The organism is Pseudarthrobacter humi, assembly GCF_024294965.1.
Lineage (GTDB): Bacteria > Actinomycetota > Actinomycetes > Actinomycetales > Micrococcaceae > Arthrobacter > Arthrobacter humi.
On sequence record NZ_JANCLV010000002.1, the window covers coordinates 166,657 to 193,383 of the forward strand.

Below are 26,727 nucleotides of genomic sequence, written 5' to 3' on the forward strand. Positions count from 1 at the left end.
TGAAGGCAGCGTAAGCGGCCGGCGCACTGTGCCGCCGGCCGCCGTCGTACGCTATTTGTTCAGCACCTCGTGCGTCAGGAACTCGGAGACGTGCCCGATTTCCTGCTGGTTGATGCCGTGCCACATGCCCGTGTAGAGCACTTTGGTGAGCTTGACGTGCCCGCGCACCCAGCCCATGGTGTACTCGATCTTGTCGGGCGTGATCACAGGGTCCTGCTGGTCCCGGCCCCAGAAGAGCGGCACCGTACCGTCCAGTTCGCCATCCTTGAACGTGGGGTCCCCGTCCGCGTTGACCACAAAACCGGAAAGCCCGACGACGGCGGCGTAGTCAGCGGGGCGCTGCCGGAGCAACGTGGTGGCCATCGCCATTCCCATGGAGAATCCGAGCAGCGTGACCGTCGGGTGGTTGGCCTTGACGGTATCAATCCAGTCCTGCACGTATGCGGCTGCGGCCTTGACCGCGTCCAGGGTGTATTCGATGGAGTCCGTCAAGGGGAACCACATAAACCCAGGGCCCGTGGGCAGGGGCGCCCGGAGTGAGGCGACCACAAAATCTTCGGGAAGCATATCCGCCAGGCTCAGCAGGTCCTGTTCGTTGGCGCCGTAGCCGTGCAGCAGCACCAGCAGCGGCTTTCCGGCGCGCTGGTCCTCCGGCCGGGACCACAGAACAACGGGGGCGGGAAATACTTGGGCGTCAGTCATGGTTTCCATTCTTACAGTTACCCGGCGGTAACTACCTACGGTGGCGTAGCTTGTGAGCAAGGAGGCAGGATAGGACCGTGAATGAAGCAAAAGCCATGCAGAGCCCGCCCAGGGCCCCGGAAGCCCACCCCTGGACCCGCTATGTAGCGATGGGAGATTCGTTCACCGAGGGTATCGGCGACCCCGACCCCACAAGCCCAGGCGGCTTCCGCGGCTGGGCGGACCGGGTGGCCGAGGAACTGGGCCGGGGCCAGGCCGACTTCGCCTATGCCAACCTGGCCGTCCGCGGCCGGCTGCTGCAGCAGATCGTGGACCAGCAGCTCGCTCCATGCCTGGCGCTGAAGCCGGACCTGATAACCCTTTCCGCCGGCGGCAACGATCTCATCAGGCCCGGCGGCGACCCCGACGCCCTCGCCGAAAAACTTGATTCAGTGGTCCAGATCCTGGCCATGGGCGGCGCCACGGTGGTGCTGTTCAACGGCCCGGATACCGGTTCCTCGGTCCTGGGAAGGATCCGCAGCAAGGTGGCCATCTACAACGAGAACCTCCGCACAGTGGCCGCCCGCCATGACGCCATCATCGCCGACATGTGGTCGCTCAAGCAGCTGAACGATCCGCAGATGTGGGACGAGGACCGCCTGCATTTTTCGCCGCTGGGACACCACACCATCGCTGCCATGGTGCTGGATTCGCTGAACGTGGACCACACGCTTGAGCCGCTCCGGCCCAAGCCCCTGCCCGCCCGCACGTGGCGGGCAGCCCGCTCCGAGGACCTCGTGTGGGCCCGCGAGTACTTTGTCCCGTGGGTGGTGCGGCGGCTGCGCCACCGCTCCTCCGGCGACGGAATCACCGCAAAACGCCCGACGCCGGGACCCGTGTTCGGCCCGGGCGTTCCGTTAGGTTCCGGCGAGGGGCCGCTGGGCACCACCGACGCCCGGCGCTAGCGGCGTGAGCGGCGGACTGCATGAGCCAGGGACAGCTCCCCCGGACAGGCATGGAGCCGGATGAGGTGGTGCGTCGGCGGCTTCACGCCCAACGGCTGCGCGGGCCCGGCCTGGGCTCCCCGGAGGACGCCGTCCGGCACCTGCTGGCGGTCCAGGCGCAGGAGTTTCCCTACGCCCGCTGGAGCCTGGCGCAACGGGCCAGGCTTGGAGCTGCCGTCCGGGACCCGTCTCATCGTGTTGCTGCCGAGGCTGCGGTGGCCACTGCCGCGGTGGTGGAGGAGGCGGTGTCCGACGGGCGCATCCTGCGCACCCATATCCTGCGGCCCACCTGGCATTTTGTGCACCGCGAGGATCTTCGCTGGCTGACGGCCTTGTCGGCGCCGCGGCTTCACCAGGGCAACGCGGGCATGTACCGGCAGAGCGGGATTGATGCAGCCGCCGCTGAACGGAGCGGGCAGGTCCTGGCCGAAGCCGTCCGGGGCGGGCAGCACCTGACCCGGGAACAGCTGGCCGCGCGGCTGCAGGACGAAGGGTTCGCGGCCACCGGGGTCGGGCTGGCCTACCTGATCATGCACGCCGAGGTCAGCGGGATCCTGGCCAGCGGGTCACCGGTGCGCAGTGCTGGCGGTGCCCTGAAGCAGACCTACGCGCTTTTTGACGAGCGTGTGCCTCCCGGCCCGGCCATGCCGCCCGCCCGGACCGAAGCGCTCAGCGAACTCGTCCGGCGCTACTTCACCAGCCGCGGCCCGGCCACGGTCAAGGACTGCGCCGATTGGTCCGGGCTCACCATGGCCGACGTGCGGCTCGGCGTTCAACAGTCCCTGGCGGCAGCCCCCGAAACGCTGGCAACGTTGGTGATTGACGGCGTCGCGCATTATTTCGACGCTGCTGCGGACGGCGGCGCCGGGCAGGCGCCCGGACAGGCAGCCGGACCGCGGATCGACCTGATCCAGTGCTACGACGAATACGTGATGGGCTATTCGGCAACGCGGCACTATCTGGGTGGTACCGCTCCGGCTTTCCCGGTTGCCGGGGCGCCGATTCATGTGGTCCTGCTGGACGGGCGGATGGCCGGCTCCTGGCGGCACACCATGTTCGCCGGCCGTTGTGAGCTGGATATCAGGCTTTTCGCTGCCGCGGGACCGGCTGCGGAGGACGCCGTGCAGGATGCAGTGGACCGGTATGGAGCCTTCCTGGGAGTCCCCGCAGTACGTGTGGGCTCCGGGGATAAGCTGGAGGGACACATATGAGAGGCGCTACACCGTGAACAGCTTGTTTTTCTGGATCATCATTCTGTCGTTCGTGGTACCGATGGCCATGCGGATGTACCGGAAATCCGTGAACAAACGGAACCAGGAGCAGAGCTTTTCCGGGCGCTACCCCGAGCAGTTTCCAGGCGGCGGGCAGTACCCGGGCAGCGATCAGTATCCGGGGCCGCAGAACAAACAGCCCCGTGACGGCTACACACAGCAGGATTACATGAGCGGCGGCTTCCGGCAGATCATGAGCCCGCAGCCCCTGCCGCCGAGCCAGCCGTTGCCGCCCATGCAGCCGATTCCTTCTGCGGATCAGCAGTTCCCGCCCTACGGTCAGCCGCAACCCAACGGCCAGCCGGTGCCGGAGCAGCGCGCGGAGGCGCCGCAGCAGCCTGCCGCCCCCGCTATTCCCCTGCCGCCGTCGGGCCCGCAGGGATACCGTGCCCGGAAGCTGGCCGAACTCGACCAGCAGTACAGCAACGGCGAGCTGGCCATGGAGGACTACATGAAGCGCCGCTCCGACATCATGAACGGCTGATCGCTTAGTCAGCGCGAGAGGACACTTGAGGCCCCGATTCCGGGGGCTCAAGTGTCCTCTCGCGCTGATGTCCAGGGGCTCGAGTTGCCCCTGGCGCTTAGATGAGGAACGTGTCTCGGAGCTGGACGCCAAGCTGGCCGATCTCGGTCAGGAAGCCGTCGTGGCCGATCGGGGCCTCAATAACGTGCACGTCCACGTCGCCCGGGAGCGCGTTAGCCAGTTCACGGGACTGGGACGGGAAGTACAGCCGGTCGCTGTCCACCGCAGCCACGAAGAACCTGGCGGTGGCCCGGCCCAAGGCCTCGTTCAGCGAGCCCCGCCCGCGGCAGACGTCGTGGCTCATCAGGGCGTCGGTGATGGCGATGTAGCTGTTGGCATCAAAGCGCCGCACCAGCTTCCTGCCCTGGTGGTCCAGGTAGCTTTCCACCTGGTAGCGGCCCCGCTCCCCCAGCGCTGCCGCCTGGAACGGCGATTCCGGGTGCTGGGCTGAACGTCCGAAGCGGCCATGGAACTCCTCGGCGGAGCGGTAGGTGATGTGGGCGATGCGCCGTGCCAGGGCCAGGCCGTCCTCCGGCAGCGGACCGCCGTAGTAGTCGCCGTCGTTGAAATTGCTGTCCTGGCGGATGGCGAGCGTCTGCGCCTGGGCGAACGCGATCTGTTCGGCGGTGCTGGCGGCACCGATGGAGATAACGGCGCACCGCTGAACCCGTTCCGGGTAGGTGACCGCCCATTCCAGAGCCCGCGCGCCGCCCATGGAACCGCCCAGCACGGCGTACCAGCTCGGGATGCCCAACTGGTCAGCCAGCCTGGCCTCCGCCGCCGTGGTGTCCCGCAGCGTGACCAAAGGGAATCGGGACCCCCACGGTTTGCCGTCCGGGGCAACCGAGGACGGCCCGGTGGAGCCGTAGCAGCCGCCCACGATGTTGATGGAGACCACAAAGAACCTGTCCGTGTCCACCGGCGCACCGGGTCCGGCCAGCTGTTCCCACCAGCCGGGCTCGTCACTGTCGCCGCGGGTCACGTGCGTGCTTCCGGTCAGGGCATGCTCAATCAGGACGGCGTTGGAGCCGTCCGCGTTGAGGGTTCCCCACGTTTCATAGCCGAGGGTGACTTCCGGGAGGTAACCACCAGCTTCGAGCTCGAGTCCGCCGATGCTGGCGTACCGGACCACCCCGTTTCCGGGTGCTGCAGTACGGGAAATCGTAATCGTCATGGACGGACCTTTTCTATGCGCTTGCCCACCGTCAATTGACCGGCAGGCCAGGTCCTCACCCGGGGCACCCCACCACAAAAGAGGGTTGCCGGCCAGCAAGCCGGGGCTGTCGCTGGCACTCATGACCTGCTTCGAGTGTACGAACAGCACCGGTCTATTGCTAAGCGTGTGACTGGTTATGACTTCGCTGGAGCCCTTCTGCGGCCGGCTGGCCGCGTCCATGCCAAGGTCCGCCGCGCCCTTGGCCGCCCGGAAATGTCCACTCGTGACGCAACGGAAATCCGGTAAGGCTACCCTTAGCTGAGAGCCGGATCACAAAGTGCCAAGATGATGGCATGCGCATGGATCACGTCTCTTACGCCTGTGAACAAGATGGCCTCGTTGCCACCACCGAACGAATTTCGTCCGCCCTCGGCGTTGAAGCCGTGAAGGGTGGCGTGCACCCCCGGTTTGGAACCCGGAACATGATTATTCCCCTCGCCGGCCATAAATACCTGGAAGTCGTGGAGGTCCTGAACCACCCGGCATCGGACAAGGCGCCCTTCGGGCAGGCTGTCCGAGCGCGATCCGAAGCCGGCGGCGGCTGGATGGGCTGGTGCGTCGAAGTGGACGACCTCGCTCCGTTCGAAGAGCGCCTGGGCCGTGCCGCCGTCAACGGCAACCGCAAGTTCCCGGATGGCCGCGAGCTGGTCTGGAAGCAGATCGGCATCCTGGGCCTGATCGCGGACCCCCAGGTCCCGTACATGCTCAAGTGGGAGGGCGATCCCGCCCTGCACCCGTCCAACGCCTATGAGAGCAACGTCAAGATGAGCTGCCTGACCATAGCCGGTTCCGCCGAACGTGTGACGGAGTGGCTGGGCGAACCCGTCGAGAAGCCGCTGGAGGATGTGGCCGTTGACTGGGTGGCTCCGCACGGAACTCCGGGCATCCTGTCCGTAACCTTCGAAACCGCTACGGGAGCAGTCACCATCTGATTGCACGTTCAATAGCTTCGGCCGCCATCAGCGGGTGCCAATGATGCCACCCACCGATGGCGGCCGAATCCTTTTAAGCAGGACCCGTTTCAGTTCACCTGTATGGCACGGGAACCACGGCCGTCTTACCCCAGGCCCACAGCCCGGCCAAAGAGGCTGAAGCCAACGAAGGCAACAATGTCCAGCAGCGCATGCGCGATGACCAGCGGCATAATCCGCTTGGTTTTTGTGTAGAGCCAGGCAAAGACCACACCCATCACTGCATTGCCGATGAACGGCCCGAAGCCTTGGTAAAGGTGGTAGCTGCCGCGGAGCATCGAGCTGGTGAAGATGGCCAGGGGCATGCTCCAGCCGAACTTGCCGAAACGGTCCAGGAGGTAGCCCACCACGATGACTTCCTCCACGACGGCGTGCCGCAGTGCGGACAGGACCAGGACGGGAACCGTCCACCAGTACGAGTCGAGTGCGCTGGGGATGATGGCGGTGGTGATCCCCAGGGCACGTCCCGCGGCGTAGAGGCCCAGCGAAGGGATTCCAATCACCGCCGCGAGGCCAAAGCCCTGCAGCAGGTCACGGCCCGGCCGGGCGAAGTTGAACCCCAGCTTCCGGAAGGCGGACCCTCCCTGGGCGCTCAAGCCGGAACCGGATTGCCGCTGGTCCGTGAGGAAGTAGATAACCAGCAGCACTGGTACGAGGGCGAAAATGATGTCCAGCAGTTGGTAGGTGAGGTCGAAGTATTCGCGGGGGCTCTGTGACCGGTTCAGCGTGGACGTGCCTTCGGCCAGCGGGGCCCGGGTCATCTTGTCCAGCAGCTGCACCACCGAGTAGACGGCGGACTGCCCCAGGGACAGACCCAGGACAATCCAGACTTCAATCCGCAGCCGACGGCGGGAGGGAACCAACATGGTTCCATCTTGCCTGTAGTTTCTGGTTCTTCGCTGATTGGAGGGGTGGCCAGCTCGCCGGGGCTGACCAAAGTGAGAGAGCGTCCGCCAAAAACGCACCAAAAGTGGGAGAGCGTCCTTGCGGCAGCAGCACCTATGCTTGGGGCCTATGAGCGCGCCAGGGAAAATCTTCATGATCCGGCACGGCCAGTCCGCGGCCAATGTCGATACGTCCATCTACAACAGGGTCCCGGACTACCGGATTCCGTTGACTCCCCTGGGCCTGGCGCAGGCCACGGCGGCCGGCGAACGGATCCGCCGCGAGCTGGACGGCCGGCAGGTTTGCGTCTACGTCTCCCCGTACCTGCGGGCTTACCAGACCCTGGAGGCACTCAACCTCGGCAATCTCACGGAGCGGGTGATCGAAGAGCCGCGCCTCCGTGAGCAGGACTGGGCCAACTTCCAGATCACCGGCGACATCGAGGACCAGAAGGAACTCCGCAATGCCTACGGCCATTTCTTCTACCGGTTCAGGGAAGGCGAATCCGGCTCCGACGTCTACGACCGGATCTCCTCCTTTATGGAGACACTGTACCGGCACTGGTCCAAACCGGACTACGCCCCCAACACCCTGCTGGTGACCCATGGGCTCACCATGCGTCTGTTCTGCATGCGCTGGTTTCACTGGTCGGTGGAGTATTTCGAATCGCTCAACAACCCGGACAATGCCGCGGTGCGGACCCTCCTGCGCACCGACCTCGGCAAGTACGAACTCGACATTCCGTTCAGCCAATGGGTGGACCGCCGGGTCGACGAGACCGTCCTGAATGCGCCGCCGGTGATCTTCTAGGGGGTGTTGCTGCTCGCCTAGTGTGGGGCCACGATCACTTCGGTGCCATTGGCTTCGAATGCGGCCTTGTCCTCGGCGGAGATCCCGGAGTCAGTGATCAGGCGGGTGAACGCGTACCCGTCCATGGTGGCGAAGGCTCTGACGCCCACCTTGGAGGAGTCGGCCAGCACGTAAGAGATCCGGGCCCGGCTGGCCAGCAGGGCATTCACGGAGGCTTCGCCCTCCCCCGTGTTGGTGGGGCCGACCTCGGGGTCGATGCCGTTCACGCCGATGAAGGCGATGTCCATGACCACCTTCTGCATGATGATGTCCGTGTATGGGCCCACGAGTTCGTACGAGCGGGGGTTCAGGATGCCGCCGGTCACCATGACTTTGATGTTGGGGCGGACCGCCAACTGCGCAGCGATGTTGATGGCGTTGGTGACCACGGTCAGGGTGGACTGGTGGCCGGGAGCGTTGAGGTCCTCGCGGGTGGCAAGGATCTGAGCCAGGGCCGTGCTGGTGGTGCCGCCGCAGAGACCGATCACAGCGCCGGGAAAAATCAGAGCCGAGGCGGCCTGGGCGATCTGCTCCTTGGCGTCGGCGTGGTCATCACGGTTGTACCGCCCGGGGAGGTCGTAGGCCAGGGCGCCGGTGGTGGCCCCGCCCCGGGTGCGGGTCAGCAGCCGCCTTTTGGCCAGGCTGTCCAGGTCCCGCCGTGCCGTGGCCGGGGAGACCGCCAGCTGCGAGACAATCTCCTCCACCTCCACCTGGCCGGTCTTGGCGAGGATGTCCAGGATGGCCGTCAGGCGGTCAGTGCGGGTCATGGGGGCCTCTCAGCGAGCAATCAGTCACCAAATATGACGTTATCTGATCATAACAGGCACAAATGATCACATCGCAATCACAAAGTGTGGCCCTACTTAGCGTGCCCGCACACCGGCCCGCCACACGGCGTACGTGAGCGGCATGCCCGGGCGGTACGCGAGATGCGTTGCCGAGGGGGCGTTGAGCATGTGTAGGTCGGCCCGGTGACCGACGGCGAGCGAACCCACCGCCCGTACGCCGTCGGCGTCGTGCCCTACCTCCCGGTGCAGCGCCAGCGCTCCGCCATAGGTTGCGGCCCGCACCGCTTCGTGGACGCTCAGGCGCATCTGCAGCACGGCGGTAGCCACGTTGAACGCCATGGAACTGGTGTAGGAGGTACCCGGATTGCAGTTGGAGGCCAGCGCCACCTGCACTCCGGCATCCAGGAGTTCACGCCCGGGGGCCAGCGGCTGCCGGGTGGAAAGATCGCACGCGGGGAGGCAGGTTGCCACAGTGCCCCGGACCCCCGTGCCGCTGTCAGCGTTCCAGCCGGACCAGCTTTCCGCGAGCGCCGCCACGTCACGGGCCGATAGGTAGTTCACGTGGTCCACGCTGGCTGCCCCGAGTTCCACCGCCAGCTGCACGCCGGGACCTTCGCCGAGCTGGTTGCCGTGGACCCGGATGCCCAGCCCTGCGGCGCGGCACGCCTCCAGCACACGGCGGGACTGCTCCGCAGTGAAGGCGCCTTCCTCGCAGAACACGTCCGCCCACCGGACGTACGGCCGGACGGCGTCAAGCATGGGCCCGCAGACGAGATCGGTATAGGCCTCCGCGTCGGCGCCAGCGGGGACCAGGTGGGCGCCCAGGTAGGTGACTTCGTCAGCGACCGTGGAGGCGATCCGGGCGCTTCGGGCCTCGTGTTCAACGTCCAGCCCGTACCCCGTCTTGGTTTCGAGGTAGGTAGTGCCCTGCGACACGGCCTCGGAAACCCGCGCCATCGCCAGCCGGGTGAGGTCGAAATCGGAAGCCCGCCGGGTGGCGTTCATGGTGACGGCGATGCCGCCGGCCGAATACGACTCCCCGGCCATCCGCGCCTCGAACTCCGCTGTGCGGTCGCCGGCGAAGACCAGGTGTGTGTGCGAATCCACCCAGCCCGGCAACACGGCCCGGCCGCCGGCGTCCACGGCGTCGTCGGCCGCCGGCGCATCCGCGGCGGAACCGAGCCAGGCGATCCGTTCGCCCTCGACCACCACGGCGGCATTCTTAAGGACGCGGTGTTCCAGGTCCTGGGTCATCAGCTCGGCGATGTTGGTGATCAGGGTGCTCATGGGTTCCATTGTTCAGCGCCGGACGGACCAGCGGGTGGCGGCCAGCGCCTCCGCTGTCCGGGATGCCGGATCGTGGGCCGGAGCGGCCGCCCGGTGCCCGGTGCCCTGTCCGGCCAGGATCTGCGCGGCGGCAAGCTCAGCCATGGCCGATGACGTCTGGAAACCGTAGCCGCCCTGACCGGCCAGCCAGTAGAACCCGGGTGCCTCGGCATCGAAACCGGCTACCGGGACGCCGTCGGCTGCCTCGGTCCGGAGCCCCGTCCACGCGGTCCGGACTCCACGGATTCCCAACGTGGTCAGCTCGTTCAGCTTCACGATCAGCCGCTCCACATCGCCGGGCCGCGGCCGGGCGTCCTCGGGTCCGCTGGGTACGGTTTCCGACGGCGAGATCAGCACCTCGGTGCCCTCCCGGCGGAAATAGAAGGTGTGGTCTGCTGCGGCCACCATGGGGCTCTGTTCGGGAAGGGGATGTTCGACGTCGACAATCGCCGCAGTGCGCCGGTACGGCTGCAGCCCGAGCTTCTCCACACCGCTGATCACGGCGATTTCATCGGCCCAGGCGCCGGCCGCATTGACCAGCACACCGGCTTCGAAAGCTTCCTGCCCGGCGCCGATCTCCCAGCCCGAGCCCAGCCGCTGGGCGGAATGCACACGGGCCCCGGTGATGATGTCGGCCCCGGCGGCCACCGCCCGCTGCCGATGGTCGGCCAGCAGCAACGGGGCGTTGCAGCCAAAGGATCCGGTGTCCAGGCCTGCTGCGGAGAAAGCCCCGGGAACCAACGCAGGGCACAGCTCCAGCGCTTCTGCCATGGGGATGAGGCGCATGTGGCCGCTGGCTTCGGCGCGGACGGATTCCTCGGTGCCAATGAGCATAAAGCTCCGCGGTGTCAGGACAGGTTCGGGCAGTTGGGTGTCCCGGGCCGCGATCAGTTCCAGCGTCCGGACCGTGAGCTCCCTGACCGCGTCCGGGCCGTAGCTCGGAATGAGCTGGCGGGCAGAGCGGGAGGACGTGTGGTACGCCAGCTCCTGCTCCGCCTCCACCAACGCCACGCTGCAGCTGCCCGCGAGCGCGGATGCCAGGGACAGGCCGGCGATGCCGCCGCCGACAATCAGGACGTCGTAGTGTGCTGCCATGGCTCCATCCTTGCAGAGTTGCCCTGCGGCCGCGCCCGGCACCCGCCGGGGGTTTACTCCGGCCGGGTCAAACCAGGCTGGTTTAACCCTGATGGTTTAACCCTGCCGGGTTAGCCTGCCACCGCCGCACGGCTGGCGACGAACGCACCCACGCACGCTTCGACGTCGTCCGCTGAGTGCGACGCTGACAGCTGCACGCGGATCCGGGCGGCGCCGCGCGGGACCACCGGAAAGCTGAAGGCGGTGACGAAGACGCCGTGCTGGAGCATCTGGTCCGCCACCTTGGCGGCCATCACGGCGTCCCCGAACATCACGGGGACAATCGCGTGTTCGCCGTCGAGGAGTTCAAAACCTTCTTCGGTCATCCGGCGGCGGAACAGCCCGGCGTTCTCGAACAGCCGGGTCCGCAGGTCACCGGAATTCTCCACCAGGTCAAGGGCCTTGATGGTGGCAGCGACAATGGCCGGAGCAACCGAGTTGGAGAACAGGTAGGGGCGGGCCTTCTGGCGGAGCATGGCCACCACCTCGGCCCGGCCGGACACGTATCCACCGGACGCTCCGCCCAGCGCCTTCCCAAACGTCCCGGTGTAGATGTCCACCCGGTGCGACACTCCGGCGTGCTCGGGGGTGCCGGCACCCGTTGCGCCCATAAAGCCGACGGCGTGGGAGTCGTCCACCATAACCAGGGCGTCGTACTTTTCGGCCAGGTTGCAGATGGCCTCCAGCGGCGCGAGGTAGCCGTCCATGGAGAACACGCCGTCGGTGACGATGATCTTGCGCCGGGCGGGCTTGTCCTGAGTGGTGGCCTCGATCAGTTTCGCTTCCAGGTCCGCCATGTCCTGGTTGGCGTAGCGGAAGCGCTGGGCCTTGCAGAGCCGGATGCCGTCGATGATGGAGGCGTGGTTGAGGGCATCGGAGATGATGGCGTCCTCGGGCCCGAAGAGGGATTCGAAGACGCCGCCGTTGGCGTCAAAGCAGCTGGAGAACAGGATGGTGTCCTCCGTGCCGAGGAATCTGGAGACCCTGGCTTCCAGTTTCAGGTGCAGGTCCTGGGTGCCGCAGATAAAGCGGACGCTGGCCATGCCGAAGCCGCGGCTGTCCATGGCCTCTTTGGCCGCGGCGATGATGTCCGGGTGGTCCGCCAGGCCCAGGTAGTTGTTAGCGCAGAAGTTCAGGACGGTGGCGCCCGGTTCCCCGATCTGCCCCGCCGTGATGTGGCTGGACTGCGGGGAGTTGATGCTGCGTTCGGTTTTGAAGAGCCCGGCGGCACGGATGTCGTCCAGCTCAGCCTGCAGCTGGTCCTTGATGGCGGTGTACATGGTGCTCCTTAGAGTTCGGTCCAGTCGAGGACAACTTTTCCGCCGACGCCGGCGCGGGCGGTGGCGAAGCCTTTTTCCCATTCTGCGGCGGGCAGCTTGTCCGTCACCACCGCGGAGATGCCGGCATGCAGCACGGGGTTGGAGGAGAGCATGGCGCTCATGGCGTACCACGTCTCATACATTTCCCGGCCGTAGATGCCCTTCAGCGTCAGCATGTGCGTGACTACCTTGCCCCAGTCGATGGTGATGTCCTGGCTGGGCAGGCCGAGCATGGCAATGCGGCCGCCGTGGTTCATGTTGTTGATCATCTCAGGCAGGGCGGTGGGGTGGCCGGACATTTCCATGCCGATGTCAAAGCCCTCGCGCATCCCGAGTTCACGCTGGGCATCCTTGACGCGCGTGGTGGAGACGTCGATGGCCAGGTCCACGCCGAGCTGGCGTGCCAGTTCGAGCCGCGGCTGGGAGACATCGGTGATGGCGATCTTGCGCGCCCCGGCGTGGCGGGCCACGGCGATGGCCATCAACCCGATGGGACCTGCCCCGGTGATGAGCACGTCCTCGCCCACCAGCGGGAAGCTGAGGGCTGTGTGCACGGCGTTGCCGAACGGATCGAAGATCGCGCCGAGTTCCGGTGTGATGGAGGGGTCGTGGTGGACCCAGACGTTGGTCTCGGGGATGACCACGTACTCGGCGAAGGCGCCGTCCCGCTGGACGCCGACGCTGACGGTGTGGATGCACATCTGGCGCCGGCCTGCGCGGCAGTTCCGGCATATCCCGCAGACCACGTGGCCTTCGCCTGATACCCGGTCCCCCACCCTGACGTCACGGACGCCGTCGCCGATTTCCACTACTTCACCGTAGAACTCATGGCCGGCGATGAGGGGTGCCTCGATGATGCCCTGGGCCCAAGCATCCCAGGACTGGATGTGCAGGTCGGTGCCGCAGATCCCGGTGGTCATGACCCGGATCTTGACGTCGTTGGGGCCGGCCTCGGGCTCGGGCCGGTCAACCAGCTCGAACCCGGCGTGTGCACCGGACTTGTAGAGTGCCTTCATTGGCTTCCTGACTGTTGGCAGCGACCCGCGGCCTGCGGGTGTGGTCTCCCCTTATTAGAGCCACTTCGAAGCATTAGCACAAGCAGTATTCTCTCAATCGACGATGAAGTGATAGCTAATGCATAGACTGGGCGGATGGAAATTCATCAGCTGGAAATCCTCCGCGAACTCGGAGCCCTGGGCAGCGTAAAGGCGGTGGCGGAGACGCTGATGGTCAGCCCTTCCGCCGTGTCCCAGCAACTGGCACTGCTGCAGCGCGACGTAGACGTTCCGCTGACCCGGAAGGAGGGCCGCAACCTGGTGCTGACCGAGGCCGGCCAGGTGCTCGCCGACGCCGGTGCCGCCGTCGTCAGTGCCATGGCGGACGCCCGGACAGCCATCGGCGCCTATCACGGATCGCCGGTTGGCACCGTGACCATCAGCGGCTTCCACAGCGCGGGGCAGGCTCTGTTCGCGCCGCTCGCGCGCATGCTGGACGCGCCCGGCCAGCCGCGGATCCAGCTTTCCGACGAGGACGTGGCGCAGCAGGACTTCCCGGCGCTGACGGCGCGGTACGACCTGGTGTTGGCCCACCGGATGGACCACAGCCCGCGCTGGCCGGAGGAGCGGGTAGCGGTGATTCCGCTGGCGCACGAACCCTTGGACGTTGCCTTGCCGGCTGACCATCATTTGGCGGACCAGGACACTCTCACCGCGGCCGACGTCGTGGGCGAACCTTGGGTGACCAGCCACACCGGCTACTCCCCCGCCGACGTCCTGTCCGCCGTCGCGGCCGTCTCCAGCAAGGAACTGAACATCGTCCACCGGATCAACGACTACTCCACAGTGGCCGCGCTGGTGGCGGCGGGGGGTGTGGTGGGCCTGCTGCCGCGGTATACGGCGCGGCCCGTGCTCAACCCGGGCATTGTGTTGCGGCCGCTGGAGGGCATCAGCACCCGGCGGCGGATCGACATCCTGGCCCGGCCGGAGAACCTGAAGCGCCGCTCGGTGATGATTGTCTGCGACGCGCTGCAGGCGATCATGACCGGGCTGGTGGAACAGGGCGGCTAACCCCAACTGGGTCGCAGTAAACGTCGCCATTCCGCGTTCTGACGACGTTAAATGCCAGCTACTTGGGAGCCAGCCGCTTGGCGTGGCCGAGGCCCTTGCCCAGCCCGTGGCCGTGGCCCTTGCCCATGCCTTTCCCGAGACCCAGTCCCGGACCGGTGCCGGCGCCCTCCACGATCTGCCGGGCGGTGGCGTTGTCACCGTTCTTCACGCCGGAGACCCTGACGGCCTCACCCGTGGCGATTTCCGCGATGGTGACCTCTGACCGCTTCAGCCGTTTGCCGTCGTCGCCCCTTGCCGGCGAACCGTCCGCGGCCGGGGCGGGGAACTTGATGATCCTGGTCTCTGCGTTGACGGCGTAGGTCTGGGTGAAACCGTCCTCGCTCTTGACGGTGAGCGAGGTTTCGCTGACGGCCTCCACGGTGCCCTGCTGGGTCAGCACAGTTTCGAACGTCCCGTCCGCCTTCTTCACCACACCTTCACTGTGCAGGTGCTGCGGGCGCTGGTCCTTGGCCGGCTTCTCCTGGCCCTTAGCCTTGTCCGATTTCCCCGGAGCGGAGGCCGACGGCGACGGCGACGGCGTATCTGTGGCGGACCAGGCGATGGCGACTCCCGTGCCGGTCAGCGCCAGAGCAATAACGCCCGCCAGCAAGGCCTTGCGGAATCTCAACGGTTCTTGGACCGACATGGCCATTCCTCCCACAGCACGGGCAGGGCTCCGGCGCCCTGGACCTTCAGTGTAGAACCGCGGCACCTTGCTGAACACGCGTAGTTTGCGGGCGGGAAGTGAGTACAAAACCCAACTGGGTCGCAGTAGACGTCGTTATGAGCACTCATAACAGCATTAACTGCGACCCAGTTGGGTTAAATCCGGAGGATCTAGCCTTCCACTCCGAGCTTTTCGAGGATCAGCTCCTTGACGCGGCCGGCGTCGGCCTGCCCGCGGGTGGCCTTCATCACGCCGCCGACGATCGCGCCGATCGCCTGGAGTTTGCCGGCACGGATCTTGTCCGCGACGTCGGGCTGCGCGGCGAGGGCGGCGTCGATGGCTTCCAGCAGGGGGCCGTCGTCGGAAACGACGGCGAGGCCGCGCTTCGCCACGATCTCCGCCGGGGTGCCTTCACCGGCGAGCACGCCGTCCAGGACCTCGGTGGCCATCTTGTTGTTGATCTTGCCGTCCTCGACCATCCGGTTCAGCTCCACGATAGTGGCGGGCTGGACGCCAAGCTGGCCGGGATCGACGTCGGCGTTCTTGGCGCGGCCAACGATCTCGCCCATCCACCATTTACGGGCGACGGTGGCTGTGGCGCCGGCAGCGATGGTTTCCTCGATCTCATCCATCACGCCGGCGTTGACGACGTCGCGGAATTCCAGGTCCGAGTAGCCCCAGTCCGACTGCAGCCGCTTGCGGCGGGCCGCCGGCGGCTCAGGCAGCGTGGCGCGGAGTTCCTCCACCCATTCGCGGGACGCAACGATCGGAACCAGGTCGGGTTCCGGGAAGTAGCGGTAGTCATCGGCGTCCGACTTGGGACGGCCCGAGGTGGTGGTGCGCGTGTCCTCGTGCCAGTGGCGGGTTTCCTGGATGATCGGATTGCCGGCGTCCAGGACGGCTGCGTGCCGCTGGATCTCGTAGCGGACGGCGTGTTCGACGGCGCGCAGCGAGTTGACGTTCTTCGTTTCGGAGCGGATGCCGAAGCGTTCGCGGCCGTGCGGGCGCAGCGAAACGTTCGCGTCGCAGCGCACGTTGCCGCGTTCCATCTTCGCGTCCGACACACCAAGGTTCTTGACGATCTCCCGGACGGCGGCCACGTACGCCTTGGCCAGCTCCGGGGCACGGGAACCCGCACCCTCGATGGGTTTGGTGACAATCTCCACCAGCGGAACGCCGGAACGGTTGTAGTCCACCAGCGAGAAGTCGGCACCCTGGATGCGGCCGGCGGCCCCGCCCATGTGCGTTAGCTTTCCGGCATCCTCTTCCATGTGGGCGCGCTCGATCTCCACGCGGAAGATGGTCCCGTCCGACAGTTCGATGTCCAGGTAGCCGTCGTACGCGATGGGGTCCTCGTACTGTGACGTCTGGAAGTTTTTGGGAGTGTCCGGATAGAAGTACTGCTTCCGGGCGAACGTGCAGGATTCGGCGATCTTGCAGTTCAGGGCAAGGCCGATCTTGATCGAGGACTCGACCGCGACCCGGTTCACGACCGGCAGGACACCGGGCATGCCCAGGTCCACCTCGTTGACGTTGGTGTTCGGCTCGTCGCCAAAGACGTTGGGCGCGGAGGAGAACATCTTGGACTTGGTGTTGAGCTCCACGTGGACCTCAAAACCCAGGACCGGATCGTATTTCTCCATGGCCTCTTCGAAGCTCAGGGTTGCGTCCGTGCTCATTATTTTGCCTCCTTGGCGTCAACAAGGGTCTCGACCAACGGCGGTGCCTGGTCCAGGAGCGGGCCGCCCCACTGTGCCTCCAGGAGGGATTCCAGGACAGCACCCACGCGGTAGAGCCGGGCATCCTCGCGGGCCGGGGCCAGCAGCTGGATGCCGACAGGAAGGCCGTCCTCGTCTGCCAGGCCGCCGGGCAGGGTCAGTCCGGGCACGCCGGCCAGGTTGGCGGGGATGGTGGCGACGTCGTTGAGGTACATCGCCAGAGGGTCATTCAGTTTCTCCCCGAGCTTGAACGCCGTGGTGGGCGCCGTGGGAGAGATCAGGACGTCGGCCTGCGCGAACGCGGCCTCGAAGTCGCGCTGGACCAGGGTGCGGACCTTCTGGGCCGACCCGTAGTACGCGTCGTAGTAGCCGGCGCTCAGGGCATAAGTGCCCAGGATGATGCGGCGCTTGACCTCGGCGCCGAAGCCGGCGGCGCGGGTGGCACCCATCACGCGTTCGATGGTCATGGGTCCGTCCTCGGGGAGGACACGCAGGCCGTACCGGACGCCGTCGAACTTTGCCAGGTTGGAGGAGGCCTCCGACGGCATGATCAGGTAGTAGGCCCCGAGGGCGTACTGGAAGTTGGGGCAGGACACCTCCACTATTTCCGCACCGGCCTGCTTCAGCAGTTCCAGGGATTCGTTGAAGCGGTTCTCGACGCCGGCCTGGTAGCCCTCGCCGTGGAGTTCCTTGATGATGCCGATCCGCATGCCTTCGATGTTGCCCACGCGGGCAGCGGCGACGAGGTCCGCCAGGGGGTCGGGCAGGGACGTGGAGTCAAAGGGATCATGCCCGCCGATGACCTGGTGCAGCAGCGCCGAGTCCAGGACGGTGCGGGAAACCGGGCCGATCTGGTCCAGCGAGGAGGCCATGGCGATGGCACCGTAGCGGGAAACGCCGCCGTAGGTGGGCTTGACTCCCACGGTGCCGGTGACGGCGCCGGGCTGGCGGATGGACCCGCCGGTGTCCGTGCCGAGGGCCAGCGGGGCCTCAAAAGCAGCAACGGCCGCAGCCGAACCGCCGCCGGAACCGCCGGGGATCCGGTCCAGGTCCCACGGGTTGCGGGTGGGGCCGAAGGCGGAGTGCTCGGTGGAGGACCCCATGGCGAATTCGTCCAGGTTGGTCTTGCCCAGGATGGGCATTTTGGCGGCACGGAGCCGCTTGACCACTGTGGCGTCGTAGGGGCTGTGCCAGCCCTCAAGGATCTTGGAGCCTGCCGTAGTGGGCTGGCCGATGGTGACGATGAGGTCCTTGACCGCGATCGGCACGCCGGCGAGTACGTGGAGTTGCTCGGCCGCGGCACCGCCGGCGGCACGGATCGCGTCCACCTCGGCGGCGACGGCGAGCGCTTCCTCCGTGTTGACGTGCAGGAACGCGTTCACGCCGCGTTCGCCGCCGTCCACAGCTGCGATCCGGTCCAGGTAAGCCTGCGTGACTTCGACGGACGTGACCTCGCCCGCGGCCAGCATGCCCGCCAGCTGCGCGGCGGACAGGCGGATGAGTTCGTTGGTGTCAGTCATGGTTATGCCTCATCCAGGATTGCCGGGACCTTGAAACGGTTTTCATCGGAATCCGGAGCCCCCGAGAGTGCCTGCTCCGCGGTGAAGGTGTGGCCCACAACGTCCTCGCGGAACACGTTGGTCAGCGGGATCGGGTGGGAGGTTGCCGGGACGTCATCACCGGCGGCTTCACTCACGGACTTCACTGAATCAACGATGACGGCGAGTTCGCCGGCCATCCTGTCCAGCTCTTCAGCACTCATCTCGATGTGAGCGAGCTGCGCGAGGTGCGCAACATCGTCACGGTTGATCGCAGCCATGGATCTCCCCTGCAGGTTCGGATTGTTTTCCGAACCAGTCTAGTGGGGAAACGTCAGTGCCCGTCTGACGACCCCCAGCGGGCGTCAGACGGGCACCTCGGTGCCGTGGTCCCGATCACGGGGACCGGCCACAGGCAGCTACAGACTAACCGATCCCGATGGCTCCCGTCAGCATTCCCACACCCAGCATGACGAGGGAAACCACCGCGGTGCGCCACAGGACCTTTTTGTGATGGTCGCCGAGGTCCACCTTGGCCAGCGAAACCAGCAGCAGGATGGCCGGAACCAGCGGGCTCTGCAGGTGGAAGGGCTGGCCGGTGATGGATGCACGCGCCATTTCCGCGGCGCTGATCCCGTAATGTGCGGCGGTCTCGCTGAGGACGGGCAGCACGCCGAAGTAGAAGGCGTCGTTGCTCATAAAGAACGTCATCGGGATGCTGAGCACGCCGGTGATCACTGCCATGAAGGGGCCCATGTCGGACGGGATGATCTGGACCAGCCAGGCGGACATTGCCTCCACCATGCCGGTGCCCTTGAGGACACCGGTCAGGACTGCCGCTGCCATGACCATGCTGACAACTGCCACGATGGACGGTGCGTGGGCGATCAGCTGCGCGCCCTGCTCCTTGACCCTGGGGAAGTTCACCACGAGGGCGATGGCCGACCCGACCATAAAGACGAACGGCAGCGGCACGAGGTCAGCCACCAGCATCACCATAACGGCGACGGTCAGGCCCAGGTTGAACCCGAACAGCTTGGGCCGGAGCGTGGAGCGGTTGGGGTCCAAGGCCGTGTCAGCCAGCCCGCCGTCCTGTTCGGCCACCAGCATTTCGGTGCGGTCCAGGACAGCCACTGACGAACCTTCCTGAGAGTAGCCGCCGACGGCGGGACTTCCGGTTCCGGGGGAACGTGACCCATTGCGGCCGGTACCGGCAGAGGCAGCGGCGGTGCCGCCGTCGGAAGCGCCGCCGTCGAACTTTTCAGCAGTGAACGGCTCTGCCGTCTCCGGCGTTCCCCAGATTTCCGGTGCGGTGGCGCGGAGACGGTTCCGTTCCTGCAGGCCCAGCAGCCAGGAGAAGGCGAAGACCACAACGAGGCCGGCGATGAGGGAGGGGATCATGGGGACGAAAACGTCGTTGACGTCCAGCTTGAGGGCGGTGGCGGCGCGGGCCGTGGGGCCGCCCCACGGCAGGATGTTCATGGTGCCGTTGGCCAGGCCTGCCACGCAGGTGAGAACAACGGGGCTCATCTTCAGCCGCAGGTACACGGGCAGCATGGCCGCGGTGGTGAGGATGAAGGTGGTGGACCCGTCGCCGTCGAGGGACACTGCGGCGGCCAGGATCGCGGTGCCGAGCACCACCTTGGCGGGGTCATTGCCGAGCCTGCGGAGGATGAACTTCACCAGGGGGTCGAACAGGCCGACGTCGATCATCAGGCCGAAGTAGATGATGGCGAACATCAGGAGGGCCGCCGTGGACGTCATGGACTTCATGGACTCGAGGACCATGTCCCCGATACCCAGCCCGGCACCTGCGAACAGGCCAAAAACGGTGGGGACGATGATCAGCGCCAGTACCGGCGTCAACTTCTTCGTCATGATCAGCACCATGAATACCGCGATCATTGCGAATCCAAGTAATACCAGCACGGCCGGCTCCTTCTTGTGAACAACGCCACCGCAGTGTGACGCGTGCTACAGACATTAGGGTGGCGGACGTCACGGCAGTGCCTTTGGCTCAATTGATTGGCATACTGCTTATTCGGAGCATTTTGCGCATTGTGCTCACCCCCATGCCCGAGGAAGGGAGAACCATGCCGCGTCCTGCACGCACGCCGCCTTTGCGGTTCTCCACGCAGACCCTCCTCCTTCAGCTGGGCGTGGTCCTGCTGGTGGTGCTGCTCAGCGCCGCCGTCCACGCCTGGCTGACCTACGACCGGGTGGGCCGCGAGGCGGAAACCCAGGCCCTGACGCTGGCCCGCGCCGTGGCCGCGGAACCTTCCGTGCAGGCTGACGTGCTGGCCATCAGCGCGGGCGCGGGCACTCCCCCGCCTGCTGTGCTCCGCGCCGGGCCGCTGATGGCAGCCGCCGAGGCGATCCGGAGCCGGACGGGGGCATTGTTTGTGGTGATCACCGACGAGACCGGCCTGCGCCTGGCGCACCCGGATCCGGACCGGCTGGGCGAGAAGGTCAGCACCGATCCGTCGGTGGCCCTCGCCGGCCAGGAGGTCACCACAAGGAACACCGGGACACTGGGCCCGTCTGCCGGCGCGAAGGTCCCCGTTTACGCGCCTGGAACCGGCACCGGCGGTGGGACTGTTGTGGGCGAGGTCAGCGTTGGGTACTCCATGGAGAGCGTGGGCCAAAGCGTTGCGCGCGACATCGGCCCGGTGGGACTGACCGCCGCAGGTGCGCTGTTGGCGGGCGTGCTGGCCTCGTTCCTGCTGCGGCGGCGCCTCCAGCGGCTGACCCTGGGGCTGGAGCCCGAGGAAATCAGCACGCTGGTCCACGACCAGGTGGCTGTGCTGCAGGGCGTGGACGACGGCGTCATCGGCGTGTCGGCCGACGGCAGGATCAGCGTGTTCAACGCAGCCGCGCAGCGCCTTTTGGAGCAGCCGGACCTTTCCGGGACGCCGTGGGCCGACGCTCCGGTGCCCGGGCAGCTCAGGGCGTTGACCCGGCCGGACGCTGCGGAGGCGGACGCCATCGAGCTGGTGGCCGGCGGCAGCGTCCTGGTGGCCAGTGCGCGCAAGGCCCTGCATCGAAGCGAGGACCTTGGCTGGGTGGTGATGCTCCGGGACCGCACCGAACTCCAGCAGCTCACCCGGCAGCTCGACGCCGTGGGCACCATGTCCACTGCCCTGCGGGCGCAGCGCCACGAATTCGCCAACCAGCTGCACACCATTGCCGGGTTCATGAGCATCGGGCAGCACCAGCAGGCCCGGGATTACCTGGCGCGCCTGGCCGCCACCGGTCCGCTGAAGTTCCCGGTGGACCAGGCCGAACTGCTCCAGGACCCGTATCTGCAGGCCTTTGTGGGTGCCAAAGGCGTCGAGGCGGACGAGCGAGGGGTGACGCTGCGCATCGGCCCGGAAACCCTGGTCCGCGGCCAGGTCACGGAGCCGCAGGACGTGACCACCGTACTGGGCAACCTGATCGACAACGCGGTGAACGCCGCCGTCGCCGGCTCCTCCCCGGATCGCTGGGTGGAGCTGGAGGTGCTGGATGAACCGCACGACGACGGCGGGACGCTGCACATCGTCGTCGCCGATTCCGGCGACGGGCTGGCCGCCGGGACGGCTGCGGAAGCGGTCTTCGCCGAGGGATTCACGACGGCGGCTGGCCCAGTAGTGCCGGCTCCGGCGGCTGCCGGTGGACTGGGTGGCGGGCAGAGTGGCGGACAGGGGTTGGGCCTGGCCCTGGCCCGGAAGCTGGCCCGGCGCCGCGGCGGGGACGTCCGCTTGCTGGAGCCGGGGACACCGGGAGGACCGGGCGCCGTGTTTATGGCGTCCCTGCCACGCACCACGGCCGGGACCACCGCCGGGACACCTGCGGGGACCCGGGATTTAGCTGGAAAGGACAATGATGCCTGAGGATTTCAGGGTGCTGATCGTGGACGACGATTTCCACGTGGCCAAGCTGCACGCAACGTATGTGGATTCGGTGGCGGGATTCCTGGCGCTGGCGCCGGTGGGGTCGGCGTCCCTGGCGCTGCAGGCGATCCACAGCCTCCGCCCGGACCTGGTGCTGCTGGATGTCTACCTGCCGGACGCCTCAGGCCTCGACCTGCTGCAGCAGCTGGACGTGGACACCATGATCCTCAGTGCGGCATCGGATGCCGAGTCGCTGCGGAAGGCGTTCCGCCGCGGCGCCCTGGCGTATCTGTTGAAGCCCTTTACGGCCGAGTCGCTCTCGCAGCAGCTACGTTCGTATGCCCGGTACCGCAGGCTGCTGGGCCAGCCCGGGGCCCTGGACCAGGGCTCCGTGGAGCGGGCCAAACGGGCGCTTATCCCCGGGGACGTGGCGCCGGCGGCCAAACCCCGCTCCGCCACCGAGGCCGCGGTGCTGGAATCGCTGGTTGCCGGCGAACAGTATTCGGCGGTGGAAGTGGCCACCCGCGTCGGCGTTTCCCGGGCCACGGCGCAACGGTACCTGTCATCGCTGGCCGACGACGGCGCCGTCGACATCCAACTGCGCTACGGAACCACCGGACGCCCGGAACACCGCTACAGCCTCCCTGCCAGTTAACCCACAGTCATGCGCGAACTGGCAGGTAATACCCTCAAAATGCGGATGTGAGGGTATCTGCTGCCAGTTCGCGCCAGGCGGGCGGGAGCGTCCTAGCCGGCGCTCTTCTGGGCCACGAGCTCGATCTCGACGAGCATCTTCGGGTCCAGGAACGGCAGGACGTGCACGAGGGCCAGCGTGGGGCGGATCTCGCCGAAGACTTCACCGTGGGCGCGGCCGGCCTCTTCCCATTTGCTGATGTCCGTCAGGTACAGCTTGGACTGGACCACGTCTTCGAAGCTGAAGCCGGCATCCGCCAGGACCACGCCGAGCTTCTGCAGGATGTACTGGGTCTGCGTGTAGAAGTCCTCGCCCACAATGCCGTCCTCGCCGCTGGCGGCCGTGGCGGAAATGTAGAGCGTGTTGTCCACCTGGACGGCGCGGGAGTAGCCGAGGGTCTGCTCCCAGACGGAGCCGGAGCCGAATGTTTTGCGCATGGTGGGCCTTTCAGTGCCGAAAATGAGTCGGCACCACTTTAGGTTGGCTGGACGTCAAGCCGGTAAACCAGCAGCTTTATGTCGGTGCCCGGAATGAGCCAGTCACGCTCCGGGACGCGTTTGAAGCCGGTCTTCCGGTAGAGCCCATGGGCGCTCTCCCAGGTCCCGCCGGTGGTGAGGGCTACGCCCGTGATGCCCTCCAGCGATTTCGCATGCGCAATAATGGCTTCCACCATGGCCTTGCCTGCGCCGCTGCGCTGCACCGCGGGATCCACCACCAGCATCCGGAACTCCAGCTCATCAGGGAGGGCGATGTCGGCGAACGGTTCACCTGCCAGTGCCAGCGTCACGGAACCCACCACCTGCCGGTCACGCTCGGCAACCCAGATCGTGGCCTTCGCCGCGCGGGCGGCAACATCCTGGATCTGCTGCATATAGGGATGGTCCGCGCTGTCGAAATACCCTGCTGCCAGGTACGAGTCCACGGTGATCCTGGCGACGGCCTGGAAGTCTGCCTCAACGGCCGGTCGGATGGTTATTTGCGATTGCACCTGACAATGTTAGTGGCGCAGCACCGTCACAGCGGAAACTTGCCGGACAGCGCCAAGGTCCCGGCACAGGTCCAGGCGGCCAGCCTGTCCGCGTCGGCGGGTCCGCCGTCCAGCGGACTGGCCAGCCGGGGACGCCGGACCCAGCAACCGGCTTCCTCGGCAATCAACGCGCCAGCGGAGAAGTCATGTTCGTTGAGCCCGCGTTCGCCGTAGGCGTCGTGGGTCCCGTCAGCCACCATGCAGAGGTCCAGCGCAGCGGAGCCCAGCCGCCGGACATCGACGAATCCATCCATGAGACTGCCCAGCAGCGCAGCCTGCTCGGCGCGGATGGCGGGGTCGTAACTGAAGCCGGTAGCGAGGATCTGCCCGGCGCGGTCCGGCGCCGGACCTTGGAGCTGGGTCACCCGGCCGCCTTCTTCCAGCCACGCACCCTGGCCGCGGGCAGCGTAGTAGACGCGGCCCAGCGCAGGGGCGTTGACGACGCCAGCCAGCCAGACGCCGTCGGCATCCGCCACTGCCACGGAGGTGGCGTAGTAGACGATGTTCCGGATGAAGTTGGTGGTACCGTCCAGCGGGTCGATGGACCAGCGATAACCGGTGGGGGCAGCGGGCCGGGTGGTGCCGTGCTCCTCCCCCGTGATGGCGTCCTGTGGACGGGCGGCCACGATGGCATCCCGGACCGCATTCTCCGCCGCGACATCAAAGGCCGTCACCCAGTCGCCGGCGTCGCCCTTGTTGCTGACGTCAAGCGTCTCGCCATTGCGGGAAGCCAGCACGGCGGCGCCGGCGGCGGCTGCTTGCCGGGCCACCGAAAGCAGTTCGGTATTGACGTCCGCGTGGCTCATTCTGCTGCCTCTTCTGATTCTGTGGGCGTTGGTGTGGGCGTGGCTTCGGCAGCGGAGGCCGGGCCGTTCGCAAGGAGCTCCCGGAAGCCGTCTTCGTCCAGGACGGGAATTCCGAGCTGTTCGGCTTTGTCCAGTTTGGTGCCTGCGCTTTCGCCGGCGACGACATAGCTGGTGTTTTTGGAGACCGAGCCGGCAGCTTTGCCACCGCGCAGAAGGATGGCTTCCTTGGCCTCGTCCCGGCTGAAGTTCGGCAGGGAGCCGGTAACCACAATGGTCAACCCTTCCAGAGTCCGCGGCATGGATTCGTCGCGCTCGTCCTCCATACGGACCCCGGCCGCAGCCCAGCGGTCAATGATTTCCACGTGCCAGTCCTCGGCGAACCACTCCTTAAGTGCGGCCGCGATGGTTGGGCCGACGCCGTCCACATGGGCCAGGTCTTCCTCGGAGGCGTTCCGGATGCCGTCCATGGTGCCGAACGCGGTGGCAAGGGCCCGTGAGGCGCGTGGACCAACATGCCGGATGGACAGGGCAACGAGCACCCTCCACAGCGGCTGCATTTTCGCCTTCTCCAGCTCCACGAAGAGCTTCGTGGTGGTCGCCGTGGGCTTGGACGGTGTCTTGGCGGTTGCCTTTGTCCAGAAGTACGGGACCAGTTCGAAGACGCCGGTGCCAACGCCCTTGGAACGCTTCTCGCGCAGGATCCGCACATTTTTCAGGTCCTCCGCGGTAAGGGAGAAAAGCTCCGCTTCGCTCACCAGAGGGCCGGGCCTGGGCTCGGCCGGATCGGTAAGGGCGACGGCAGCTTCGCCGCCGAGCGCCTCAATGTCGAAAGCGCCGCGGCCGGCCAGGTGCGCGACACGCTCCGTCAGCTGGATGGGGCAGGATCTGGAATTGGGACAGCGGATGTCGATGTCGCCCTCCTTGGAGGGGGCGAGCTCCGTGCCGCAGGACGGGCATTCTGTGGGCATCACGAAGACACGCAGTTGGTCCTCACGGCCTTTACGCAATGCCAGCACGGGGCCGACGATCTCCGGAATGACGTCTCCGGCCTTCCGCAGGACAACAATGTCGCCGATCAGCACGCCCTTGGCCTTGACCACGTTCTGGTTGTGGAGCGTGGCGCGGGCCACAGTGGAACCGGCCACCTTCACCGGTTCCAGCACTCCGAACGGGGTCACGCGACCGGTACGGCCCACCTGGACCTGGATGTCCAGCAGTTTGGTATGGACTTCTTCCGGCGGGTACTTGTACGCGACGGCCCATCGCGGCACCCGGGTGGTGTAGCCCAAGGCACGCTGGGTGGCGAGATCGTCAACCTTGACCACGATGCCGTCGATTTCGTGCATGAGGCTATGCCGTTGGTCGCCATAGCGCTTGATGAAGTCAAGGATCTCCGGCAATCCCCCGAGAACCTCGAAGTACGGGCTGACGGGAAGGCCCCATTGTTCCAATAAGGCGTAGGTCTGTGACTGGCTCAGGGTTTCCAGCCCTTCGCGCGCACCAATGCCGTGGACGAACATCTTCAACGGGCGTTTGGCGGTTTCCGCTGGGTCCTTTTGCCGGATCGAACCGGCGGCGGCGTTCCGGGGGTTGGCCAGCGGCGCCTTGCCGGCTTCGATCAAGGCCTCGTTGAATTCCGCAAAAGCCTTCGACGGGATGAAGACCTCGCCGCGGATTTCCATCTCGGCCGGAAAGCCGGTGCCCGTCAGTTCCGTCGGTATTTCCTTGATGGTCAGGACGTTGTGGGTGATGTCCTCACCCGTGGTCCCGTCACCCCGGGTGGCAGCCCGGACCAGTTTCCCGTCGCGGTACAACAGGTTGACCGCGAGGCCATCGATCTTCAGTTCCGTGAGCCACGCGAGCTGAGCGGTGTCCCCCAGCTTGCTGACGCCGGCCTCGGCCTTGGTGATCCAGGCCTCCAGCTCCTCCAGGGAAAAGACGTCCTCGAGGCTGTACATCCGCTGCAGATGTTCGACGGCGGCGAACGCGGCTGAGACTTCCCCGCCAACCTCCTGCGTAGGCGAATCATTGGCTACCAGCTCCGGATGCAGGGCTTCGATCTCCTCCAGGCGCCGGAACAGTTCGTCGAATTCGGCGTCGGAAACCAGGGGTTCGTCCTCCTGGTAATACGCAAACCGGTACTTCCTGACCAGGTCCGTCAGGTTCTCATATTCGTCGCGCACGGACCCGGCGGGGACGGCGTCCGGCTCGGTTAGTTCCTCAGTGCTGTTTGCTGTTTCCTCTGCGGGGACCGGTGCTGTGCTCACAGATCTATCTTGCCTTACCGCCCCGACCTTGCGCCCCAACGCCCACGGCACCGCCGTGCCCTTGAC

Annotated in this window: 25 protein-coding genes and 1 riboswitch; of the genes, 8 read left to right on the forward strand and 17 right to left on the reverse strand. The window is 66.4% G+C overall.

Features of this window, described 5'->3' with window-relative positions; translation table 11 throughout:
- Nucleotides 1–51: 51 nt before the first annotated feature.
- Complete coding sequence (locus tag NFC73_RS03835; protein WP_254747752.1) at nucleotides 52–702, reverse strand: alpha/beta hydrolase; 651 nt, start codon at nucleotides 700–702, stop codon at nucleotides 52–54.
- A 95-nt stretch (nucleotides 703–797) separates the two neighbouring features.
- Here NFC73_RS03835 and NFC73_RS03840 point away from each other — a divergent pair, with 95 nt between their 5' ends.
- From NFC73_RS03840 to NFC73_RS03850, 3 genes are read left to right on the forward strand one after another with little or no spacing between them, the layout of a single operon-like run.
- Entirely contained in the window at nucleotides 798–1,646 is an 849-nt protein-coding gene (locus NFC73_RS03840) for an SGNH/GDSL hydrolase family protein (RefSeq protein ID WP_256548618.1), read from the forward strand.
- Between the two features lie 20 nt (nucleotides 1,647–1,666).
- Nucleotides 1,667–2,896: a winged helix DNA-binding domain-containing protein gene (locus NFC73_RS03845; RefSeq protein WP_254747756.1), complete on the forward strand. Its 1,230-nt coding sequence runs from the start codon at nucleotides 1,667–1,669 to the stop codon at nucleotides 2,894–2,896.
- Between the two features lie 13 nt (nucleotides 2,897–2,909).
- A complete protein-coding gene (locus NFC73_RS03850) occupies nucleotides 2,910–3,440 on the forward strand; it encodes a hypothetical protein (RefSeq protein ID WP_254747758.1) in 531 nt (176 codons plus the stop codon).
- 97 nt (nucleotides 3,441–3,537) lie between these two features.
- Here the strand turns inward: NFC73_RS03850 and metX are convergent, their stop codons facing one another.
- Nucleotides 3,538–4,653 carry a homoserine O-acetyltransferase MetX gene (gene metX, locus NFC73_RS03855; protein WP_254747760.1) on the reverse strand — a complete coding sequence of 372 codons (1,116 nt, stop codon included), beginning with the start codon at nucleotides 4,651–4,653 and terminating at the stop codon, nucleotides 3,538–3,540.
- Nucleotides 4,654–4,665: 12 nt separating this feature from the next.
- Nucleotides 4,666–4,780: riboswitch (SAM riboswitch) on the reverse strand.
- 208 nt (nucleotides 4,781–4,988) lie between these two features.
- Here metX and NFC73_RS03860 point away from each other — a divergent pair.
- Nucleotides 4,989–5,627 carry a VOC family protein gene (locus tag NFC73_RS03860; RefSeq protein ID WP_254747762.1) on the forward strand — a complete coding sequence of 213 codons (639 nt, stop codon included), beginning with the start codon at nucleotides 4,989–4,991 and terminating at the stop codon, nucleotides 5,625–5,627.
- Between the two features lie 125 nt (nucleotides 5,628–5,752).
- Here the strand turns inward: NFC73_RS03860 and NFC73_RS03865 are convergent, their stop codons facing one another.
- Nucleotides 5,753–6,532, reverse strand: a complete 780-nt coding sequence (locus NFC73_RS03865; RefSeq protein ID WP_254747764.1) for a CPBP family intramembrane glutamic endopeptidase — start codon at nucleotides 6,530–6,532, stop codon at nucleotides 5,753–5,755.
- A gap of 148 nt (nucleotides 6,533–6,680) precedes the next feature.
- Here NFC73_RS03865 and NFC73_RS03870 point away from each other — a divergent pair, with 148 nt between their 5' ends.
- A complete protein-coding gene (locus NFC73_RS03870; protein WP_254747766.1) occupies nucleotides 6,681–7,361 on the forward strand; it encodes a histidine phosphatase family protein in 681 nt (226 codons plus the stop codon).
- Between the two features lie 17 nt (nucleotides 7,362–7,378).
- Here the strand turns inward: NFC73_RS03870 and NFC73_RS03875 are convergent, their stop codons facing one another.
- The 5 genes from NFC73_RS03875 to tdh all read right to left on the reverse strand — a co-directional run bounded on the left by NFC73_RS03875 (nucleotide 7,379) and on the right by tdh (nucleotide 12,983).
- A complete protein-coding gene (locus NFC73_RS03875; protein ID WP_254747767.1) occupies nucleotides 7,379–8,167 on the reverse strand; it encodes a DeoR/GlpR family DNA-binding transcription regulator in 789 nt (262 codons plus the stop codon).
- Nucleotides 8,168–8,263: 96 nt separating this feature from the next.
- Nucleotides 8,264–9,475, reverse strand: a complete 1,212-nt coding sequence (gene hutI, locus NFC73_RS03880) for an imidazolonepropionase (RefSeq protein WP_254747768.1) — start codon at nucleotides 9,473–9,475, stop codon at nucleotides 8,264–8,266.
- Nucleotides 9,476–9,487: 12 nt separating this feature from the next.
- A complete protein-coding gene (locus NFC73_RS03885) occupies nucleotides 9,488–10,609 on the reverse strand; it encodes an NAD(P)/FAD-dependent oxidoreductase (protein ID WP_254747769.1) in 1,122 nt (373 codons plus the stop codon).
- Between the two features lie 110 nt (nucleotides 10,610–10,719).
- Complete coding sequence (locus NFC73_RS03890) at nucleotides 10,720–11,928, reverse strand: glycine C-acetyltransferase (RefSeq protein ID WP_254747770.1); 1,209 nt, start codon at nucleotides 11,926–11,928, stop codon at nucleotides 10,720–10,722.
- Between the two features lie 8 nt (nucleotides 11,929–11,936).
- Nucleotides 11,937–12,983 carry an L-threonine 3-dehydrogenase gene (gene tdh / locus NFC73_RS03895; RefSeq protein ID WP_254747771.1) on the reverse strand — a complete coding sequence of 349 codons (1,047 nt, stop codon included), beginning with the start codon at nucleotides 12,981–12,983 and terminating at the stop codon, nucleotides 11,937–11,939.
- Between the two features lie 135 nt (nucleotides 12,984–13,118).
- On the opposite strand from tdh, the gene NFC73_RS03900 reads away from it, so the two are divergent.
- Entirely contained in the window at nucleotides 13,119–14,033 is a 915-nt protein-coding gene (locus NFC73_RS03900; protein WP_254747772.1) for a LysR family transcriptional regulator, read from the forward strand.
- Between the two features lie 58 nt (nucleotides 14,034–14,091).
- Here NFC73_RS03900 and NFC73_RS03905 read toward each other — a convergent pair whose 3' ends face one another.
- From NFC73_RS03905 to NFC73_RS03925, 5 genes are all read right to left on the reverse strand, one after another.
- Nucleotides 14,092–14,718 carry a hypothetical protein gene (locus NFC73_RS03905; protein WP_254747773.1) on the reverse strand — a complete coding sequence of 209 codons (627 nt, stop codon included), beginning with the start codon at nucleotides 14,716–14,718 and terminating at the stop codon, nucleotides 14,092–14,094.
- A gap of 191 nt (nucleotides 14,719–14,909) precedes the next feature.
- A complete protein-coding gene (gene gatB / locus NFC73_RS03910; protein WP_254747774.1) occupies nucleotides 14,910–16,418 on the reverse strand; it encodes an Asp-tRNA(Asn)/Glu-tRNA(Gln) amidotransferase subunit GatB in 1,509 nt (502 codons plus the stop codon).
- A complete protein-coding gene (gatA, locus tag NFC73_RS03915) occupies nucleotides 16,418–17,977 on the reverse strand; it encodes an Asp-tRNA(Asn)/Glu-tRNA(Gln) amidotransferase subunit GatA (protein WP_254747775.1) in 1,560 nt (519 codons plus the stop codon). The genes gatB and gatA overlap by 1 nt, the downstream gene beginning before the upstream one ends.
- A 2-nt stretch (nucleotides 17,978–17,979) precedes the next feature.
- A complete protein-coding gene (gene gatC / locus NFC73_RS03920) occupies nucleotides 17,980–18,276 on the reverse strand; it encodes an Asp-tRNA(Asn)/Glu-tRNA(Gln) amidotransferase subunit GatC (protein WP_056348187.1) in 297 nt (98 codons plus the stop codon).
- A 145-nt stretch (nucleotides 18,277–18,421) separates the two neighbouring features.
- Nucleotides 18,422–19,924: a CitMHS family transporter gene (locus NFC73_RS03925; RefSeq protein WP_254747777.1), complete on the reverse strand. Its 1,503-nt coding sequence runs from the start codon at nucleotides 19,922–19,924 to the stop codon at nucleotides 18,422–18,424.
- 164 nt (nucleotides 19,925–20,088) lie between these two features.
- Here NFC73_RS03925 and NFC73_RS03930 point away from each other — a divergent pair, with 164 nt between their 5' ends.
- Entirely contained in the window at nucleotides 20,089–21,867 is a 1,779-nt protein-coding gene (locus NFC73_RS03930) for a sensor histidine kinase (protein ID WP_254747778.1), read from the forward strand.
- Entirely contained in the window at nucleotides 21,860–22,522 is a 663-nt protein-coding gene (locus NFC73_RS03935; RefSeq protein ID WP_254747779.1) for a response regulator, read from the forward strand. Before NFC73_RS03930 ends, NFC73_RS03935 begins: the two co-directional genes overlap by 8 nt.
- A 92-nt stretch (nucleotides 22,523–22,614) precedes the next feature.
- Here NFC73_RS03935 and NFC73_RS03940 read toward each other — a convergent pair whose 3' ends face one another.
- The 4 genes from NFC73_RS03940 to ligA are packed head-to-tail and all read right to left on the reverse strand — an operon-like array spanning nucleotide 22,615 to nucleotide 26,661.
- Nucleotides 22,615–22,998 carry a RidA family protein gene (locus NFC73_RS03940; RefSeq protein WP_254747780.1) on the reverse strand — a complete coding sequence of 128 codons (384 nt, stop codon included), beginning with the start codon at nucleotides 22,996–22,998 and terminating at the stop codon, nucleotides 22,615–22,617.
- 38 nt (nucleotides 22,999–23,036) lie between these two features.
- Complete coding sequence (locus tag NFC73_RS03945; protein WP_254747781.1) at nucleotides 23,037–23,549, reverse strand: GNAT family N-acetyltransferase; 513 nt, start codon at nucleotides 23,547–23,549, stop codon at nucleotides 23,037–23,039.
- A gap of 26 nt (nucleotides 23,550–23,575) precedes the next feature.
- Nucleotides 23,576–24,394 (reverse strand): inositol monophosphatase family protein, encoded by an 819-nt coding sequence (locus tag NFC73_RS03950; RefSeq protein ID WP_254747782.1) that lies wholly within the window; start codon nucleotides 24,392–24,394, stop codon nucleotides 23,576–23,578.
- Nucleotides 24,391–26,661, reverse strand: coding sequence for an NAD-dependent DNA ligase LigA (gene ligA, locus NFC73_RS03955; RefSeq protein ID WP_254747783.1), 2,271 nt, complete (start codon nucleotides 26,659–26,661; stop codon nucleotides 24,391–24,393). The genes NFC73_RS03950 and ligA overlap by 4 nt, the downstream gene beginning before the upstream one ends.
- Between the last annotated feature and the right edge of the window lie 66 nt (nucleotides 26,662–26,727).

What these genes read in the sequence shown, in the direction of transcription:
- NFC73_RS03900 (WP_254747772.1), top strand. Translation starts at nt 13,119, where the DNA reads ATGGAAATTCATCAGCTGGAAATCCTCCGCGAACTCGGAGCCCTGGGC.
- NFC73_RS03905 (WP_254747773.1), bottom strand. Translation starts at nt 14,718, where the DNA reads ATGTCGGTCCAAGAACCGTTGAGATTCCGCAAGGCCTTGCTGGCGGGC.
- metX (WP_254747760.1), bottom strand. Translation starts at nt 4,653, where the DNA reads ATGACGATTACGATTTCCCGTACTGCAGCACCCGGAAACGGGGTGGTC.
- NFC73_RS03875 (WP_254747767.1), bottom strand. Translation starts at nt 8,167, where the DNA reads ATGACCCGCACTGACCGCCTGACGGCCATCCTGGACATCCTCGCCAAG.
- tdh (WP_254747771.1), bottom strand. Translation starts at nt 12,983, where the DNA reads ATGAAGGCACTCTACAAGTCCGGTGCACACGCCGGGTTCGAGCTGGTT.
- NFC73_RS03840 (WP_256548618.1), top strand. Translation starts at nt 798, where the DNA reads ATGCAGAGCCCGCCCAGGGCCCCGGAAGCCCACCCCTGGACCCGCTAT.
- gatA (WP_254747775.1), bottom strand. Translation starts at nt 17,977, where the DNA reads ATGACTGACACCAACGAACTCATCCGCCTGTCCGCCGCGCAGCTGGCG.
- NFC73_RS03885 (WP_254747769.1), bottom strand. Translation starts at nt 10,609, where the DNA reads ATGGCAGCACACTACGACGTCCTGATTGTCGGCGGCGGCATCGCCGGC.
- NFC73_RS03950 (WP_254747782.1), bottom strand. Translation starts at nt 24,394, where the DNA reads ATGAGCCACGCGGACGTCAATACCGAACTGCTTTCGGTGGCCCGGCAA.
- NFC73_RS03860 (WP_254747762.1), top strand. Translation starts at nt 4,989, where the DNA reads ATGCGCATGGATCACGTCTCTTACGCCTGTGAACAAGATGGCCTCGTT.
- NFC73_RS03940 (WP_254747780.1), bottom strand. Translation starts at nt 22,998, where the DNA reads ATGCGCAAAACATTCGGCTCCGGCTCCGTCTGGGAGCAGACCCTCGGC.
- NFC73_RS03835 (WP_254747752.1), bottom strand. Translation starts at nt 702, where the DNA reads ATGACTGACGCCCAAGTATTTCCCGCCCCCGTTGTTCTGTGGTCCCGG.
- hutI (WP_254747768.1), bottom strand. Translation starts at nt 9,475, where the DNA reads ATGAGCACCCTGATCACCAACATCGCCGAGCTGATGACCCAGGACCTG.
- NFC73_RS03845 (WP_254747756.1), top strand. Translation starts at nt 1,667, where the DNA reads ATGAGCCAGGGACAGCTCCCCCGGACAGGCATGGAGCCGGATGAGGTG.
- gatB (WP_254747774.1), bottom strand. Translation starts at nt 16,418, where the DNA reads ATGAGCACGGACGCAACCCTGAGCTTCGAAGAGGCCATGGAGAAATAC.
- NFC73_RS03870 (WP_254747766.1), top strand. Translation starts at nt 6,681, where the DNA reads ATGAGCGCGCCAGGGAAAATCTTCATGATCCGGCACGGCCAGTCCGCG.
- NFC73_RS03935 (WP_254747779.1), top strand. Translation starts at nt 21,860, where the DNA reads ATGCCTGAGGATTTCAGGGTGCTGATCGTGGACGACGATTTCCACGTG.
- NFC73_RS03930 (WP_254747778.1), top strand. Translation starts at nt 20,089, where the DNA reads ATGCCGCGTCCTGCACGCACGCCGCCTTTGCGGTTCTCCACGCAGACC.
- gatC (WP_056348187.1), bottom strand. Translation starts at nt 18,276, where the DNA reads ATGGCTGCGATCAACCGTGACGATGTTGCGCACCTCGCGCAGCTCGCT.
- NFC73_RS03890 (WP_254747770.1), bottom strand. Translation starts at nt 11,928, where the DNA reads ATGTACACCGCCATCAAGGACCAGCTGCAGGCTGAGCTGGACGACATC.
- NFC73_RS03865 (WP_254747764.1), bottom strand. Translation starts at nt 6,532, where the DNA reads ATGTTGGTTCCCTCCCGCCGTCGGCTGCGGATTGAAGTCTGGATTGTC.